We start from the raw sequence: 17,431 nt of genomic DNA, 5'->3' as shown, positions 1-17,431 counted from the left end.
ATAGATATTGAATTATCGGTATATTTGGTATATAATAAGAAGATAGTATTTTATAGGTGAATAGATCTTTTTCAAGTTGAGGGGATGAACATGTTTTTTAGACACCAGAAGGGTGAATATAGAGAAACAGACCGTGTAACTCGGTTCAAATTAATCAAATCAGGGAAGCATTGGCTACGGGCCTCGACTTCCCTTTTTAGCTTATTTAAGGTGATGCGTGGAAGCGTGGATACGAGCCAAGTAAAGACAGAAATGGTTGAAAAGCAAGAAGGTCAGAAGTTGACGGGCTTGGATGTCTTGAAAGGGATAGCAGCTACGGGGACGATCTTAGGTGGTTTTGCTACGACGCAAACGCGTGTTTATGCCAATGATGCAGTCGCTGTTGAAAAGACTGTAGAATCGAAAGATACCCTGGCGACGAGAGATTCAGTAGTGCTGGGGACGACACAGGATCATCAAGATACTACTAGCTTGTCTTTGTCTACCAGTCAAAGCCAGTCATTGTCAGAATTCAATTCGCAAAGTGCTAGCCAATCTGCCTCTACGAGTCAGTCTATCAGTGCCTCAAGCTCCTCTAGCGTGAGCCAGTCGATGAGCCAATCTGCTGCTACTAGTCAATCTTTGGCCAAGAGTCAAAGTGTAACTGCTAGTTCAAGTGAATCCCTTGGAACACAAAATCAAGCGAATAGTGGTCTGTCGGAGAGAGCTTCAGTTGGTGTTCAAAGTCAGTACCAAGCAAGTGAGTCAGATCGGGAGACAGTGAAAGAATCACAACCTTCAAAAGAATTAAAAGCAGTTGATTTTTCTACAGAATCCTTGCCTCAAAGTCAGTCTGGTCGTGTAAAGAATGAAGATGTGACGGCTGAATCAAGTCTGACTATGACTTCCCTAGTCTTGACAGAAAAGCAAAGTGAAGAAAAACGGAAAAAATTAGAGGCCTTGTCTGCTGAGATTGGGCAATTTCTAGCTCAAGCGCAGGGAATTTCAAACTCGGATGAGGCGATTACGAAGGCTAGTCTAGCGAAGAATGAGATAGCAGAAGCTTTGAAAGGGGAGTTTTCTGATTTTACTTCTATTTTGAATAAGGCTACAGAAGCTCGAAACAGTATTGCAAATGCTGTATTACGTGCCAACTCTGGACTTCGTGACAGCAGAAACGGACAAGTTTTGACCAAAGCTTCAAATACCGCTAGCTTCAGAGCTGCTAGGGATACTGAGAAGCCAGAACTTCAGAAAATAACCGTTACAGGTGGCGCAGTTCTAGAAGGACAAAAATTTAAAATTTATCGAGAAGAAAATTTTTCTGCGACCATTGAGTTTACTGATAACAGTGGTCGAATTGAACATGCAAAATTTGTCCCTACTGCTGTTCCCGCGGCCTATCCGGCTACTTCAACTGTTGTCTCATTCACTACGAGTAATGGTCAAAGTATCAGAATGATTGTTCCGACAGATAGGCTAGCGAAGGATGGAAATGCGACAACAACCAATCCTTTCACAGTTTCAACCACGGGTTCTGTTGGAAAAAATCAAGCAGTAAATAGTTTGTGGACCCGTTATGTTTTCACCTATGATCAGGAAGGTAATTTTAGCGGAAATACTACTGACGTAGGTCTTGTAAAAGATTTAACAGCCAACCCTGCCGCAATTCAATTTGAAGTCCATGCTCAGTCTGAAAAGTACGAACCAGCTATCAATGCTGAGGTGAATCGAAACTTTACTCTAACGGCCAATTCAGGGGCTGTTTCTGTTGGTGAAGCCACTCAGTACATCACGAATGCTACAGGGACGCCAGAATTACCTACTACAGGAATTACTAAGGGAACTAGAACAACCTATACTTGGAAATCTGGGACCAATACGAATTTGTCCGCTGGTCGGCATACTTTGACAGCGGTGGTAACTTATCCAGATGGAAGTACGGATGAAGTAGAGATTCCGATTGAGGTTCGCCCTCATACACCTAGAATTGAGGAACGGTTCCTTAACGAAAAAGGTGGTCTTACAAATCAAGCGATTACGGTAGATAGGGTTGCTCCAAGTGGGACAGTTACTTTAACAATTGCAGGTGAAGTATTTACCAAACAAGCAATAGGGAGTTCTACCAGTGTAACCTTTACTGCAAATGACTTGAAGAAAGTATATGATCGCAATGGAGGACGACTTCCAAGTGGACCAGTGACTGCTAGTACGACAGTAGATGGTTTGGTTTCAGATGTGTTTAATGGACAAATTACGCCAAATCAAGCGTCTATTTCAGTAAGTAATAGCCAATCCGCATCAGTCAGCGCGAGCCAATCTGCTTCAGTAAGCTCGAGTCAGTCTGCATCGGTCAGCTCGAGTCAGTCCGCTTCAGCGAGCGCAAGCCAATCAGCCTCAGTAAGTTCGAGTGAGTCTGCTTCAGCGAGCGCAAGCGAATCAGCTTCAGCGAGTGCTAGCCAGTCAGCCTCAGTAAGCTCCAGCGAATCAGCTTCAGTAAGCTCGAGTCAATCCACCTCAGTAAGCGTTAGCCAATCAGCATCTGCATCTGCAAGTGCAAGTCAGTCCACTTCAGTGAGCTCAAGTGAGTCAGCGTCTGTAAGCTCAAGCCAGTCCGCATCAGCGAGCGCAAGTGAATCTGCTTCAGTGAGCTCAAGCCAGTCCGCTTCAGCGAGCGCAAGCCAATCAGCCTCAGTAAGTTCGAGTGAGTCTGCTTCAGCGAGCGCAAGCGAATCAGCTTCAGCGAGTGCTAGCCAGTCAGCCTCAGTAAGCTCCAGCGAATCTGCTTCGGTGAGCGCAAGTGAGTCAGCATCGGTGAGTGCCAGTCAATCAGCCTCAGTAAGTTCGAGCCAATCCGCTTCAGCGAGCTCGAGTCAGTCAGCCTCATTGAGTGCTAGTCAATCCGCTTCATTGAGCGGTAGTCAGTCTGCATCAGCGAGCGCAAGCGAATCAGCTTCAGCGAGTGCTAGCCAGTCAGCCTCAGTAAGCTCGAGCCAATCTGCTTCAGTGAGCTCCAGCCAGTCCGCATCAGCGAGCGCTAGCCAATCAGCCTCAGTAAGTTCGAGTGAGTCTGCATCGGTAAGCTCGAGTCAGTCAGCCTCAATAAGCGCTAGTCAATCTGCATCGGCAAGTACAAGTGAATCAGCTTCAGTCAGCTCGAGTCAGTCAGTCTCAATAAGCGCTAGTCAATCTGCATCAGCAAGTGCAAGTGAATCAGCCTCAGTAAGCTCCAGCGAATCAGCATCAGTAAGTTCGAGCCAATCCGCTTCAGCGAGCGCAAGTGAATCTGCCTCAGTAAGCTCAAGCCAGTCCGCTTCAGTAAGTGCTAGCCAGTCTGCATCAGCGAGCGCAAGCGAATCAGCTTCAGCGAGTGCTAGCCAGTCAGCCTCAGTAAGCTCAAGCGAATCGGCTTCAGTAAGTTCGAGCCAGTCCGCTTCAGCGAGTGCTAGCCAATCAGCCTCAGTAAGTTCGAGTGAGTCTGCTTCGGTGAGCGCAAGTGAGTCAGCATCAGTAAGTTCGAGCCAATCCGCTTCAGCGAGCTCGAGTCAGTCAGCCTCATTGAGTGCTAGTCAATCCGCTTCATTGAGCGCTAGTCAGTCTGCTTCAGTAAGTTCGAGTCAATCGGTTTCAGCGAGTGCTAGTCAATCAGCTTCAGCAAGTTCAAGTCAATCTGCGTCAGCGAGCGCCAGCCAATCCGTCTCAGCGAGCACCAGCCAGTCAGCGTCAGTTAGCGCAAGCAAATCGGCATCATTGAGCGCCAGTCAATCAGCCTCAGTAAGCTTCAGCGAATCAGCTTCAGCAAGTGCTAGTCAATCTGCATCGGCAAGTACAAGTGAATCAGCTTCAGTCAGCTCGAGTCAGTCAGTCTCAATAAGCGCTAGTCAATCTGCATCAGCAAGTGCAAGTGAATCAGCCTCAGTAAGCTCCAGCGAATCAGCATCAGTAAGTTCGAGCCAATCCGCTTCAGCGAGCGCAAGTGAATCTGCCTCAGTAAGCTCAAGCCAGTCCGCTTCAGTAAGTGCTAGCCAGTCTGCATCAGCGAGCGCAAGCGAATCAGCTTCAGCGAGTGCTAGCCAGTCAGCCTCAGTAAGCTCAAGCGAATCGGCTTCAGTAAGTTCGAGCCAGTCCGCTTCAGCGAGTGCTAGCCAATCAGCCTCAGTAAGTTCGAGTGAGTCTGCATCGGTAAGCTCGAGTCAGTCAGCCTCAATAAGCGCTAGTCAATCTGCATCGGCAAGTACAAGTGAATCAGCTTCAGTCAGCTCGAGTCAGTCAGTCTCAATAAGCGCTAGTCAATCTGCATCAGCAAGTGCAAGTGAATCAGCCTCAGTAAGCTCCAGCGAATCAGCATCAGTAAGTTCGAGCCAATCCGCTTCAGCGAGCGCAAGTGAATCTGCCTCAGTAAGCTCAAGCCAGTCCGCTTCAGTAAGTGCTAGCCAGTCTGCATCAGCGAGCGCAAGCGAATCAGCTTCAGCGAGTGCTAGCCAGTCAGCCTCAGTAAGCTCAAGCGAATCGGCTTCAGTAAGTTCGAGCCAGTCCGCTTCAGCGAGTGCTAGCCAATCAGCCTCAGTAAGTTCGAGTGAGTCTGCTTCGGTGAGCGCAAGTGAGTCAGCATCGGTGAGTGCCAGTCAATCAGCATCTGCAAGTACAAGTGAATCAGCTTCAGTCAGCTCGAGTCAGTCAGCCTCAATAAGCGCTAGTCAATCTGCATCTGTAAGTTCAAGCGAATCTGCATCAGTCAGCTCCAGTGAATCTGCTTCAGCAAGTGCAAGCAAGTCAGCATCAGTAAGCTCAAGCCAATCTGCTTCAGCCAGCTCCAGTGAATCAGCTTCAGCAAGTTCAAGCCAGTCTGCTTCGGTGAGCTCCAGTCAATCAGCCTCAGTAAGCTCCAGCGAATCTGCTTCAGCAAGTGCTAGCCAATCTGTTTCAGTGAGCACAAGTGGGTCTGCATCGGTAAGCTCGAGTCAGTCTGCATCGGTAAGCTCGAGTCAGTCAGCCTCAATAAGCGCTAGTGAGTCTGCTTCAGCGAGCGCCAGTCAGTCTGCATCTGTAAGCTCCAGTCAATCCGCTTCAGTAAGTACTAGCCAATCAGCGTCAACGAGTGCGAGCCAATCTGCATCAGTAAGCTCAAGCCAATCGGCTTCAGTCAGTGCGAGTCAGTTAGCGTCTGCAAGCTCCAGCGAATCAGCTTCAGTAAGCTCGAGCCAATCTGCTTCAGTGAGCTCCAGCCAGTCCGCATCAGCGAGCGCTAGCCAATCAGCCTCAGTAAGTTCGAGTGAGTCTGCATCGGTAAGCTCGAGTCAGTCAGCCTCAATAAGCGCTAGTCAATCTGCATCGGCAAGTACAAGTGAATCAGCTTCAGTCAGCTCGAGTCAGTCAGTCTCAATAAGCGCTAGTCAATCTGCATCAGCAAGTGCAAGTGAATCAGCCTCAGTAAGCTCCAGCGAATCAGCATCAGTAAGTTCGAGCCAATCCGCTTCAGCGAGCGCAAGTGAATCTGCCTCAGTAAGCTCAAGCCAGTCCGCTTCAGTAAGTGCTAGCCAGTCTGCATCAGCGAGCGCAAGCGAATCAGCTTCAGCGAGTGCTAGCCAGTCAGCCTCAGTAAGCTCAAGCGAATCGGCTTCAGTAAGTTCGAGCCAGTCCGCTTCAGCGAGTGCTAGCCAATCAGCCTCAGTAAGTTCGAGTGAGTCTGCTTCGGTGAGCGCAAGTGAGTCAGCATCGGTGAGTGCCAGTCAATCAGCATCTGCAAGTACAAGTGAATCAGCTTCAGTCAGCTCGAGTCAGTCAGCCTCAATAAGCGCTAGTCAATCTGCATCTGTAAGTTCAAGCGAATCTGCATCAGTCAGCTCCAGTGAATCTGCTTCAGCAAGTGCAAGCAAGTCAGCATCAGTAAGCTCAAGCCAATCTGCTTCAGCCAGCTCCAGTGAATCAGCTTCAGCAAGTTCAAGCCAGTCTGCTTCGGTGAGCTCCAGTCAATCAGCCTCAGTAAGCTCCAGCGAATCTGCTTCAGCAAGTGCTAGCCAATCTGTTTCAGTGAGCACAAGTGGGTCTGCATCGGTAAGCTCGAGTCAGTCTGCATCGGTAAGCTCGAGTCAGTCAGCCTCAATAAGCGCTAGTGAGTCTGCTTCAGCGAGCGCCAGTCAGTCTGCATCTGTAAGCTCCAGTCAATCCGCTTCAGTAAGTACTAGCCAATCAGCGTCAACGAGTGCGAGCCAATCTGCATCAGTAAGCTCAAGCCAATCGGCTTCAGTCAGTGCGAGTCAGTTAGCGTCTGCAAGCTCCAGCGAATCAGCTTCAGTAAGCTCGAGCCAATCTGCTTCAGTGAGCTCCAGCCAGTCCGCATCAGCGAGCGCAAGCCAATCAGCCTCAGTAAGTTCGAGTGAGTCTGCTTCAGCGAGCACCAGTCAGTCTGCATCTGTAAGCTCCAGTCAATCCGCTTCAGCCAGCGCTAGCCAGTCAGCATCTGCAAGCTCAAGCCAGTCTGCCTCAGCGAGCGCAAGTGAATCTGCCTCAGTAAGCTCAAGCCAGTCCGCTTCAGTAAGTGCTAGCCAGTCTGCATCAGTCAGCTCGAGTGAGTCAGCCTCTGCAAGTTCGAGCCAATCCGTCTCAGTCAGCGCGAGCCAATCAGCGTCGGTAAGCTCCAGCGAATCGGCTTCAGTAAGTTCAAGCCAGTCTGTATCGGCAAGCTCAAGCCAGTCTGCATCAGTAAGTTCAAGCGAATTGGCTTCAGTAAGCTCAAGCCAGTCTGCTTCAACAAGTGCTAGCCAGTCTGCATCAGTAAGCTCGAGCCAATCAGCGTCAACGAGTGCGAGTCAGTTAGCGTCTGCAAGCTCCAGCGAATCGGCTTTAGTAAGTTCAAGCCAGTCTGTATCGGCAAGCTCAAGCCAGTCAGCATCAGTAAGTTCAAGCGAATCGGCTTCAGTAAGCTCGAGTGAATCAGCCTCAGTAAGCTCAAGCGAATCAGCTTCAGCAAGTGCTAGCCAATCCGCTTCGGTGAGCTCGAGTCAATCAGCCTCAGTGAGCTCGAGCCAGTCTGCTTCGGCAAGTGCAAGCCAGTCAGCATCAGCAAGTGCTAGCCAATCAGCCTCAACAAGTACTTCAACTTCTGCAAGTATGCTAGCAGACGAGTTGGCGTTGGAAAGTGCTTCGATCTCAACAAGTACATCAGTGAGTGAATCTACTTCAACGAGCGCATCACTCTCAGCTAGCGTATTAGCCAGTGAATCGGCTCTAGAAAGTGCTTCGATTTCAGCAAGTACATCAGTGAGCGAATCAACTTCGATTAGCACTAGTCTCTCAACTTCAGATTCTATTAGTAGATCTGCGTCAGCAAGTGCTCTGGTATCTACTTCAACAAGCACCTCTCTCTCAATGGCAAACATTGCAAGCCAAGGTCAATCCGCTTCAAGCAAGCCAAAACAAGTCTTGCCAAATACAGGAGCGTCGACTTCGGTAGCATCTGCTTTGTTGGGAGCATTGGCAGCTGTGACAGGTATCGGTCTTCTTGCCAAGAAGGGTCAAAATGACGATCAAGAAAGTCATTGATAAGATATAAAAATCAATGAATAAATAGTAAAATGGAAAACCTTTGAAAACATGATTTTTCAAAGGTTTTTTCTATATGCGAGAAGGGGAAAATCCTCTTTTGAGTTTGAAATAAACTAGGGGAAAAGGTATAATAGGAAGGTGAGAGAATCATCGAAAAAATCAGAACTATAGTAGTAGAAAAGTAGCCAAAAGAATGTGAAAAGAAAAGGGGATGAAATGAAAAAAGAGCTTCAAAAAGCCATTGTACTCGGTGGTGATAATGCTTATATGGACAAGATTGAAACAACAATCAAGTCAATCTGCGCCCATAACCGAGCAGTGACTTTTTATGTTTTCAATGATGATTTGCCATCCGAATGGTTTCAGCTCATGGAGAGACGTTTAGAGCCTCTAGCTTCAAAAATCGTCAATGTCAAGATTAGTCATCAAGGTTTGAAAGGCTATAGTTTGCCACTAGCCCACCTAAGTTATGCAACTTTCTTTCGCTATTTTATACCTCAGTACGTCAGCGAAGACCTAGCCTTGTACCTGGATTCGGATATCATCGTTAGATCAAACTTAGATCAACTCTTTTTAGAAGACATGGCAGACTGGCCGGTAGCGGCTGTCGCAGATGCTCTAGTTCCTAGCACTTTTAATGCAGGTGTCTTGCTGATTAATGTGGCTCTCTGGCGTCAAGAAAAGGTGACGGAGCACTTGTTGAGTTTGACAGACCAACTGCATGACCAAGTTTTTGGCGATCAGGGCGTATTAAATCACCTCTTTGAAGGTCGTTGGAAACCGCTGCCAGCTACCTATAATTTTATGGTTGGCATGGATACAGTGGCTCGGAATTACCGGATGGATTCTTGGTATAGGGACTCTCTTGCTACGGAGAAGACAGCCAAGATTATCCATTATACCGGGGACAAGCCTTGGTACCAAATCAACCTCAACCGTTTTAGGGAGGAATGGTGGTTTTACTACGGACTAGAGTGGTCTGATATCGTCATGAAAAAATGTGATTTCCATAAAGGATTGGCATCTTTAGTTCAAGCTCCCCAGTATGCGACCGCTATTTTTACCAATACGTGTCACATAGAGAGAATCGAACACCTGATCCAAGAACTGCCAGATGTAGAGTTCTCTATCCTAGCTCATACCAATTTTGCGCCGGAAATCATGAACTTGCAATCACATCTGAATGTACGCCTCTATCCTTACTTTAATCCCATGAATGTCAAAAAAGTCTTGGAAAAGATTGACTTTTACTTGGATATCAATCATGAGGATGAAATTGCAAACATTATCCAAGAGGTGCAGCAAAGAGAAATCCCTATATTTGCTTTTGAGACCACTAGTCATGACTCAAGTGGTTGCAGTCATGTCTACTCACCAGCAGACGTAGATCAAATGATCAAGTCTATCCGCACGCTTTTGAAATCGAAGAAGCAGTCGTTGTAAACTGAAGGAAACTAAATGAAAAAAACAATTGTTCTCGCAGGAGATTATGCCTATATTCGTCAGATTGAAACAGCGCTTAAGTCTCTCTGCTATCATAATAGCCATGTCAAGGTCTATATCTTTAACCAGGATATACCGCAGGAATGGTTCCGCGCTCTCAGACCGATAGTAGAGCAAATGGGCGGTGAGTTAGTGGATGTCAAGATGCTTGGCGCCCAGTTTCAGATGAACTGGAGCAACAAACTGCCCCATATCAATCATATGACCTTTGCCCGTTATTTTATCCCTGATTTTGTCGAAGAGGACAAGGTTCTTTACTTGGACAGTGATCTGGTAGTGACGGCTGATTTGACGCCCCTCTTTGAAATGGACTTGGGCGAAAACTACCTAGCTGCCGCACCATCTTGTTTTGGAGTTGGGGTTGGTTTTAATGCAGGGGTTCTCTTGATAAACAACAAAAAATGGCGAGCAGAAGCTATGAGACAAGAGCTAGTTGAGTTGACGGAGCGGGAACACCAACATGTGAGTGAGGGAGACCAGTCCATTCTCAATATGCTCTTTCATGACAGCTACACTCCTCTGGATCAGAACTATAATTTTCAGATTGGCTTTGACAGTGGGGCTGCCTCACATGGACATGAATTTATCTTCCAGATTCCCCTAGAGCCCCTGCCAGCTATCTTGCATTTCCTCTCTCAGGACAAACCTTGGAATACTCATTCGGTTGGGCGTTTGCGTGAGGTTTGGTGGCACTATCATCTGATGGAGTGGTCTGCCATTACTGAAAAATGGCGTCAGGCAGGAATTGACTATCCAGTCACAGTCTATCAGCCAGTTATGACTTGTGTTAATTTGACCAATTCTTGGCATCTTGAGAAAATCGACTATCTGGTTCAAGCTTTGCCAAAGGTGCATTTCTACATCGCAGCCTATACGACGATGGCACCGGAACTTATGCTCTTGTCACGTTTTGAAAATGTGACCCTCTATCCCAACACCTTCCCTCTCTTGGTTGAGAAACTGATCCAGCAGACAGATGTCTACCTTGATATTAACCATGATGACAAGTTGAGTGTTGTTTATGACTATGTTTCACGCTTTAAGAAACCGATCTTGACTTTTGACAATACCCAGTCGCAGGGATTACCTGAAAGTGCCTATGCGGGTATTTTCTCAGCAGAAAGACCAGAAGAAATGGTGGCTGCTTTGAAGGCTTATCTGGATGATAAAACTCACGAAAACTGAGATAGAGATTTGAATGTGCTAAGATAAAAAGGCTGGATGGGCCTCGTGTGACAGGACAGAAAGATAAAATGAAAAGGAGGAGCTAGTGAAAGAATTTCGTTCATCGATAGCAGTAAAAAAAGGGATGCACACCCTATTTTTGCTCTTTATTTATGTGCTCGGGAGTCGTCTGGCTCTTCCTTTTGTTGATCTCAATAGTCGGGATTTTCTCGGAGGAAGCGCAGCCTATCTGGACTTTTCAGTAGCCCTGACTGGTGGAAATCTTCGCAGCCTCTCTCTCTTTTCCATCGGGCTTTCACCTTGGATGTCAGCTATGATCTTGTGGCAGATGTTTTCCTTTTCAAAGAAACTGGGCTTAAACTCAGTTTCTTCGGAAGTTCAGGATAGACGGAAAATGTACTTGACGTTAGGGATTGCCTTGATTCAGGCCTTGGCCTTGACTACAAACCTTCCTGTCCAAGCTCCCTACAATCCCTTCTTGGTCTTTCTCCTCAATACCAGCCTTTTGGTTGCGGGGACCTTCTTCTTAGTTTGGCTGTCAGACATCAATGTATCTATCGGAGTTGGAGGTCCTGTCGTCATTTTATTGGCAAGTATGGTGGCTTCACTCCCTCAGGACATCATCCAATCGGTCCAAGTTCATAAGATCTCTCCTTGGTTGCTTTTCCTGTTGCTGATACTTGGCGTCCTCTTTACCTATCTAGTTGTTCTCTTTTACCGAGCTAGATACCGCATCCCTATAAATAAAATCGGGCTCCATTCTCGCTTTAAACGCTATTCTTATCTGGAAATCATGCTAAATCCTGCGGGTGGCATGCCTTATATGTATGTGATGAGTCTCATGGGCTTGCCTTCTTATCTCTTGCTCTTGCTTCAACATCTGGATAAGGGGAATCCGCTCTACCCTGCCATATTGGAGCAGTATGCGATGGGGAAACCCTTGTGGATCTATGCTTATATCCTTATCCTCTTTGTCTTTAGCATTGTCTTTGCCTTTGTCAATGTGAGTGGTCAACAGATCGCAGATCGGATGAAACAATCAGGAGATTACCTCTACGGGGTCTATCCTGGTGAGGATACCAGTCGCTTTATCAATCGCTTGGTTCTCCGATTTGCTCTGATAGGTGCAGTCTTTAACGTTACCTTAGCTGGACTTCCGATCTTGTTTGTCTTGAAGGATGAGAGTTTGTTAAAAGTCAGCATGATTCCCGGACTCTTTTTAATTTTGAGTGGCATGCTCTTTACGATTCACGATGAATTGCAAGCGCTCCGACTAAATGAAAGGTATCAGCCACTATTCTAGGAGGTTTTGATGTATTACTTTATCCCAGCCTGGTATGGCAAGGAGCGTCCCTGGCATGCCGATTTGACACCCTGGTATTTTTCTCATTTTAAGCTAGAATTTGATGACACCTTCAATCAGATTCGCCTGATGCAAGGCCAAGGGATTCCTGCACAGGTCCTCCTTTTGTCCTATCAGCCTCATTTGCGCTATTTTCTCCATCGCCAAGGTATTTTAGAAGCACAGGTTTATTCCTTATTTGATGAATTACAGGATTTTCACGAGATTCGACCGCAGGTCTTGCAGGTCAGAGATATTGAGTGGGAAGAGGACTGCGAGTTTGTTTACAGTCCCTTTACCATTTTAGTTTTGAGAAATGGAAAGCCCTATGCTCAGGTGGAGCATGGGATTGAAGGCTTCATCAGTACGATTCAGTATTTCAAGGAAGATGGGCTCTTGTCTGCCAATTACCTGATGGATGATCGGGGGCTGGTTTCCAGTGTGATTTACTTCGAAGAGGGTCAGGCTCTCTACCAAGACTACCTCAATCCCAAGGGACTGTGGCAGTTTAGAGAGTACTTGCAAGATGGGGGGCGTATCGAGGTCAATCCTATCTTTGCTTTTCGCTTTCAAAAAGAGGCTTACCAAGATATGGGAGATTTGGTTGCGGAGTTTTTTGAGAAGAAAATAGCTCAACTCCCTGAGGAAGGAGCGACCTATTTTCTGCCTGCTTGTGATCAGCACAATGACTTCCTTTTAGAACGATTGCCTCACCAAACCACTAAGGTTCTCAGTCTTTTTATCGGACGAAATCCTCAAGAGCAATTACCTCAGTTGGCGGATTTGTTGCCTAAGGTGGACCTTGTTCTGGTTGACAGGGAGGACACCCTGCGCTTGGCTCAATCTGGCTTTCCAGAACAAGCCGAGAAGTTTCGTCATTTATCGCCTTTCGATACCCGCTTGGAGCTGGGAAAGAGCCAGACTCAAAAAGAGTCTCTCCTCTACTATCAACTTGACTTTGAGCAGGGGATAGAGGACCAAGCTCTCTATCAGGTCTTGCATTTCCTTTCTGAAAACAAGGATACAGAGCTGGTCTTTGGAGCCTTTGCTGCTAGTCAAGAAGAAATGAAGCAGCTGGAAACACGAGTTGCAGAGATGATTGCAGACCAGTTTCAAAGTCAGGAGCTAGAGAAGGAAGTTGATTACCAAGGAGCTGAAAATCCGCTTGAGGATAATCGCCACCAGGCCATGCGCTACTCATTTGTCAATATGAAGGATGAATCGGAGTTAATCAAGCAACTGGAATTTGTTCGTTTGATTGTCGATTTGAACAGGCAGCCTCTTCTTTATACCCAGATAGCGGGGATTAGTGCTGGTATCCCTCAAATCAATAGGGTCAAAACAGAGTATGTCAGCCATCAGAAGAATGGCTATCTGTTGGAAAACACCGCCGATTTTGCGCAAGCGGCCCATTACTATCTCGATAGTCTGCAGGTGTGGAATGATGCTTTAATCCATTCCATCGAAAAGATAAAGGAACACACTGGGGAGCAATTCCTAATCAAGCTAGAAAAGTGGTTGGAGGAGGTGACTCATGGAAAAGAAATATAAGATCTTGCAAATCGGTCCAGAGGATTGGCGAGATACACTTGTCCTACCAGCCCAACTAGACTGGTATCATGTTTCTCCCAACACATCGTCTGACATCCAGAAAATCATGGATGAGAATGACCTAGATCACTTTCATGCTGTCATTCTCACGAATGGGGCCTACCTAGTAGATTTGTTGCCTTTTGCGTCTAGCTTGGAACCCTATACGGTTTTCTATCCGGAGCAGTTTGCAAGTCAGGATAAAAACATTCAGAACCTCATCAAACAGCACTGCATGCAAGCGATGGACCTGTCTGACCGACAGAGCTTTGTTCGGGACCTCTCCACCTCCCTCTTTGAAGGTGGTTATGGAGACAAGCTGAGTCCAGCTACGATAAGGATTCACCCGAGTTTTCAAGGCTCTGTCTCCTATCAAGGGTTTGAGCATCTGAAATTAGAAGGAGACTTTGGGAAGACCTATACCCAGATAGCCTCTTGGGCCTACAATCAGACCGTCCAAGCCCATTCGCCAATCGAACTCTGGCTCGAATATGAAAAAACTGGACCAGTGGAATTGCGCTTGCGTTTGCGAAAGATCCCAGCAGGATCCATTTCAGAGATTAGACAGGACATTCTCCTCGAGGAAGCAGACTTTGCCTCAGCAATCATTGTGGAGCAAGACTATGACGCTTATCTGAGCATTTCTCTTGAAGCGCGTGGTCAGGGAAAGGTCAACATCGGCAATCTCCATCAACGCTGGAGCCGGAAACAGTTTGGAAAGTTTATACTCGGTGGCAATATCCTGCATGATGAAAAACGTGAGGAAATCAACTATTTCTTTTACCCAGGGGATTTCAAGCCCCCTCTAGCAGTCTATTTCTCAGGTTACCGTCCGGCGGAAGGCTTTGAGGGTTACTGGATGATGAAGAATCTCCAATGCCCCTTTCTCCTCTTTTCGGATCCTCGATTAGAAGGGGGAGCCTTTTACCTTGGAACTGAGGAGTTGGAAGACAACATACAGGCAACAATCCAACACTATCTAGACTACCTAGGCTTGGATAGAAGTGACTTGATCCTATCTGGCCTGTCAATGGGAACCTTCCCAGCCCTCTATTATGGTTCTAACTTTGAGCCCAAGGGAATCGTAGTCGGAAAACCCTTGACCAATCTAGGAACCATCGCACAGCGGGGCCGACTAGAGGCGCCAGGAGTTTTCCCGACCAGCTTTGATGTCTTGCACCTTCAGACAGGAGGAGTGAGCCAAAAAGACATGAAGGACTTGGATCAACGTTTTTGGAGCCGATTTAAACAAGCTGATTTTTCCCAGACGACCTTTGGTCTTTCTTACATGAAGGACGAGGATATGGATAGTGGTGCCTATGACCAGCTAGTGGAGACTCTTTGCCAGACAGGAGCCAAGATTTTGTCCAAAGGAACCGCAGGTCGACACAATGATGACACAGGTACAAACGTTGCCTGGTTTATTCATTTTTACAAGATGATACTAGAAGAATACGGAAGAGGTGAGACATGATTATCATCAAGAGAGAGGATATTAGGTGGGGTGAGATGGGAGCCACTTATCTTTACGGGAGCCAGATCACCTATCATGCAGACGGTCATGTTACCCTGAAAAATCCTTTGCTGGCTTCAGGAGAAACCCTTAAAACCTGGTTTTCCAGTGTCAATTACCAGGCTACTAGGAGCCAGCCCAGCCTCCCTCTTCTTAAGAAAAATTATACCTACCGCCTATCCATGAAGATGCGAGTTCAACCGACCAATGGCCTCTATCTCAAACTGACTTTTTTAAACCGTTATGAGGAAATCATCGAGGAGAAGATTGAAAGGCAATTTTCTTTTAGCTTCACCTATCCTGAAGCGGCCTACACCTATCGCCTTTCCTTGATTAGTGCAGGTTTTGAGGCTCTTGACTTTGTTTCGTTTTCTATTGAGGAGGATGCTGATGTTTAATCGTTTGTATCAGGAAAGACAACTGAGAATGGTCAAGATGCTTCTAAGCCAAATCAACACCCTCAAAGAAGAGATGGCAGCTCTCAGTGATGAGGAAATGGCTGCAAAGACAGAGGAGTTTCGCCAGCGACTTGCCCAGGGAGAAACCTTGGATGAGCTATTGGTAGAAGCCTATGCTCTTGTACGTGAGGCAGATAAACGTGTCTTGGGTCTCTTTCCCTATGATGTGCAAGTCATGGGAGCCATTGTAATCCATCAAGGAAATGTGGCAGAGATGAATACGGGTGAAGGAAAGACCTTGACTGCAACCATGCCCCTCTACCTCAATGCTTTAACGGGTAAAGGCAGTATGCTGGTCACGACCAATGACTATCTGGCTAGACGGGACGCAAGTGAAATGGGTCCAGTCTACCAATTTTTAGGTCTAACTGTAGGTCTGCCTTTTTCAGAGGATCCAAAAGAGGACTTGACTGTGGAAGAGAAAAGAAAGATCTACACCTCAGACATTGTCTACACGACCAATAGTGTCCTGGGCTTTGACTATCTCAATGACAATCTTGCCTCAACTAGTGAGGGGAAATTCCTGCCTCCCTTTAACTATGTCATCATCGATGAGATCGATGATATTCTACTCGATAGTGCCCAAACTCCTTTGATTATCGCAGGTTCTCCCCGTGTCCAGTCTAACTATTATGGGATGATTGATACCCTAGTGACGACCTTGGTTGAGGGAGAAGACTACATCCACAAGGAAGAAAAAGACCAGGTTTGGTTGACCCGAAAGGGGGCCCAGACGGTCGAAGGTTTCCTAGGAATCGATCATCTCTACAAGGAAGAGTACGCCAGTTATGTTCGGCATCTGGTTTATGCTCTCAGAGCTCATACGCTCTTTACCAAGGACAAGGACTATCTGGTTCGAGGGCAAGAGATGGTTTTGTTGGATAAGGGAACAGGACGTTTGATGGAAATGACCAAGCTTCAAGGTGGCCTCCATCAAGCCATCGAAGCCAAGGAACATGTGAAGCTCTCTCCTGAAACCAGAGCCATGGCTTCTATCACCTACCAGAGTCTCTTTAAGATGTTTCGCAAAATCTCAGGTATGACAGGAACGGGAAAGGTGGCAGAAAAAGAATTTTTCGAAACCTACAATATGGCCGTTATTCGTATCCCGACCAATCGCCCACTTAGGCGAATGGACCATCCGGACAATCTCTATGTGACACTCCCTGAGAAAGTGTATGCCTCTCTGGAAGCAATCAAGACCTATCACTCTAAAGGCAATCCACTCCTGATCTTTGTCGGATCTGTTGAAATGTCCCAGCTATATTCGTCCTTGCTCTTGCGAGAGGGGATTTCCCACAATGTCCTCAATGCCAATCATGCAGCGCGTGAAGCCCAGATTATCGCAGAGTCTGGACAGATGGGAGCAGTGACCGTTGCGACTTCCATGGCAGGTCGCGGGACAGATATCAAGCTCGGTCCAGGTGTTGCAGATTTAGGTGGTTTGGTTGTGATTGGTACCGAGCGAATGGAGAGCCGACGGATTGACCTGCAAATCAGAGGTCGTTCCGGCCGCCAGGGCGATCCAGGCATGTCTCAATTTTTCGTATCGCTTGAAGATGATGTGATCAAAAAGTTCGGACCGTCTTGGGTTCACGACCTGTATCAAGACTACCAAGTGGAAGATAGTAGCAAACCCATCCTACTCAAGGCTCGCAAGTACCGAAATCTCGTCAGAAAAGCCCAAGAGGCTAGTGATAGTGCCAGTCGCTCTGCACGCAGACAAACCTTAGAGTATGCGGAAAGCGTCAATATTCAGCGTCAGATGGTCTACAAAGAAAGAGATCGCTTGCTAGATGGGAGCCGTGATTTAGGGCATATCCTTGAGGGTATACTGGCAGACTATACCAAACAAATCTCAGAAAAAGCCTATAGCAGCCCCCAAGAACTCTTTCACTTTATCGTGACCAATATTAGTTTTGGGATAAGAGAATTACCAGCTGATTTGGATTTAGCTGATGCAGATCAGATTCGGGAGTTACTAGAGAAAATAATAGCCAAGGAAATTGCAGCTAAAAAGGAAGTCCTCCAACCTCACCAGCTCTATGATCCTTTTTTGAGAATATCCATGCTCAAGGCGATTGATGACAACTGGGTTGAGCAAGTCGACTACCTCCAACAGCTCAGTCTAGCAATCGGGAGCCAGTCTGCTTCTCAAAAGAACCCTATTGTGGAGTACTATCAGGAGGCCTATGCAGGCTTTGAAACCATGAAGCAACAAATTCGTACAGATATGGTACGCAATCTTCTCATGGGGATTGTGGAAGTAACGCCCAAAGGTGAGATTCTCACCCATTTTCCATAAAAAGAGGATCA

The 17,431-nt window shown here is 46.8% G+C and carries 8 protein-coding genes; all 8 read left to right on the top strand.

All coding sequences use genetic code 11. The features are described from left to right. The first annotated feature begins 90 nt into the window (after positions 1-90). The 8 genes from ACLV7H_RS08015 (at position 91) to secA2 (ending at position 17,420) form a co-directional block, all read left to right on the top strand. A complete protein-coding gene (locus ACLV7H_RS08015; protein WP_411866871.1) occupies positions 91-7,521 on the top strand; it encodes an accessory Sec-dependent serine-rich glycoprotein adhesin in 7,431 nt (2,476 codons plus the stop codon). Between the two features lie 219 nt (positions 7,522-7,740). After that, the gene (locus tag ACLV7H_RS08010; protein WP_411866870.1) at positions 7,741-8,967 is read left to right on the top strand and encodes a glycosyltransferase; all 1,227 of its coding nucleotides are present in this window, start codon (positions 7,741-7,743) and stop codon (positions 8,965-8,967) included. Between the two features lie 15 nt (positions 8,968-8,982). Beyond that, entirely contained in the window at positions 8,983-10,212 is a 1,230-nt protein-coding gene (locus ACLV7H_RS08005) for a glycosyltransferase (RefSeq protein WP_411866869.1), read from the top strand. A gap of 85 nt (positions 10,213-10,297) precedes the next feature. Continuing rightward, the gene (gene secY2 / locus ACLV7H_RS08000; RefSeq protein WP_411866868.1) at positions 10,298-11,515 is read left to right on the top strand and encodes an accessory Sec system protein translocase subunit SecY2; all 1,218 of its coding nucleotides are present in this window, start codon (positions 10,298-10,300) and stop codon (positions 11,513-11,515) included. Between the two features lie 9 nt (positions 11,516-11,524). Continuing rightward, positions 11,525-13,105, top strand: a complete 1,581-nt coding sequence (asp1, locus tag ACLV7H_RS07995; protein WP_411866867.1) for an accessory Sec system protein Asp1 — start codon at positions 11,525-11,527, stop codon at positions 13,103-13,105. Continuing rightward, entirely contained in the window at positions 13,089-14,618 is a 1,530-nt protein-coding gene (gene asp2, locus ACLV7H_RS07990) for an accessory Sec system protein Asp2 (RefSeq protein WP_411866866.1), read from the top strand. The genes asp1 and asp2 overlap by 17 nt, the downstream gene beginning before the upstream one ends. Continuing rightward, complete coding sequence (asp3, locus tag ACLV7H_RS07985; RefSeq protein WP_411866865.1) at positions 14,615-15,055, top strand: accessory Sec system protein Asp3; 441 nt, start codon at positions 14,615-14,617, stop codon at positions 15,053-15,055. The genes asp2 and asp3 overlap by 4 nt, the downstream gene beginning before the upstream one ends. Continuing rightward, on the top strand, positions 15,048-17,420 hold the full coding sequence (gene secA2, locus ACLV7H_RS07980; protein ID WP_411866864.1) for an accessory Sec system translocase SecA2: 2,373 nt from the start codon (positions 15,048-15,050) through the stop codon (positions 17,418-17,420). Before asp3 ends, secA2 begins: the two co-directional genes overlap by 8 nt. The last annotated feature ends 11 nt before the right edge of the window (positions 17,421-17,431 follow it).

It is taken from the genome of Streptococcus oralis (assembly GCF_965111685.1).
Lineage (GTDB): Bacteria > Bacillota > Bacilli > Lactobacillales > Streptococcaceae > Streptococcus > Streptococcus oralis_B.
Note: the sequence above shows the minus strand (reverse complement) of the source record. Positions and strands in the feature narration are given on the sequence as shown.

Bases quoted from the DNA above. Each gene is read 5' to 3' on its own strand.
- asp2 (WP_411866866.1), top strand. From the start codon at position 13,089: ATGGAAAAGAAATATAAGATCTTGCAAATCGGTCCAGAGGATTGGCGA.
- asp3 (WP_411866865.1), top strand. From the start codon at position 14,615: ATGATTATCATCAAGAGAGAGGATATTAGGTGGGGTGAGATGGGAGCC.
- secA2 (WP_411866864.1), top strand. From the start codon at position 15,048: ATGTTTAATCGTTTGTATCAGGAAAGACAACTGAGAATGGTCAAGATG.
- ACLV7H_RS08005 (WP_411866869.1), top strand. From the start codon at position 8,983: ATGAAAAAAACAATTGTTCTCGCAGGAGATTATGCCTATATTCGTCAG.
- ACLV7H_RS08015 (WP_411866871.1), top strand. From the start codon at position 91: ATGTTTTTTAGACACCAGAAGGGTGAATATAGAGAAACAGACCGTGTA.
- asp1 (WP_411866867.1), top strand. From the start codon at position 11,525: ATGTATTACTTTATCCCAGCCTGGTATGGCAAGGAGCGTCCCTGGCAT.
- ACLV7H_RS08010 (WP_411866870.1), top strand. From the start codon at position 7,741: ATGAAAAAAGAGCTTCAAAAAGCCATTGTACTCGGTGGTGATAATGCT.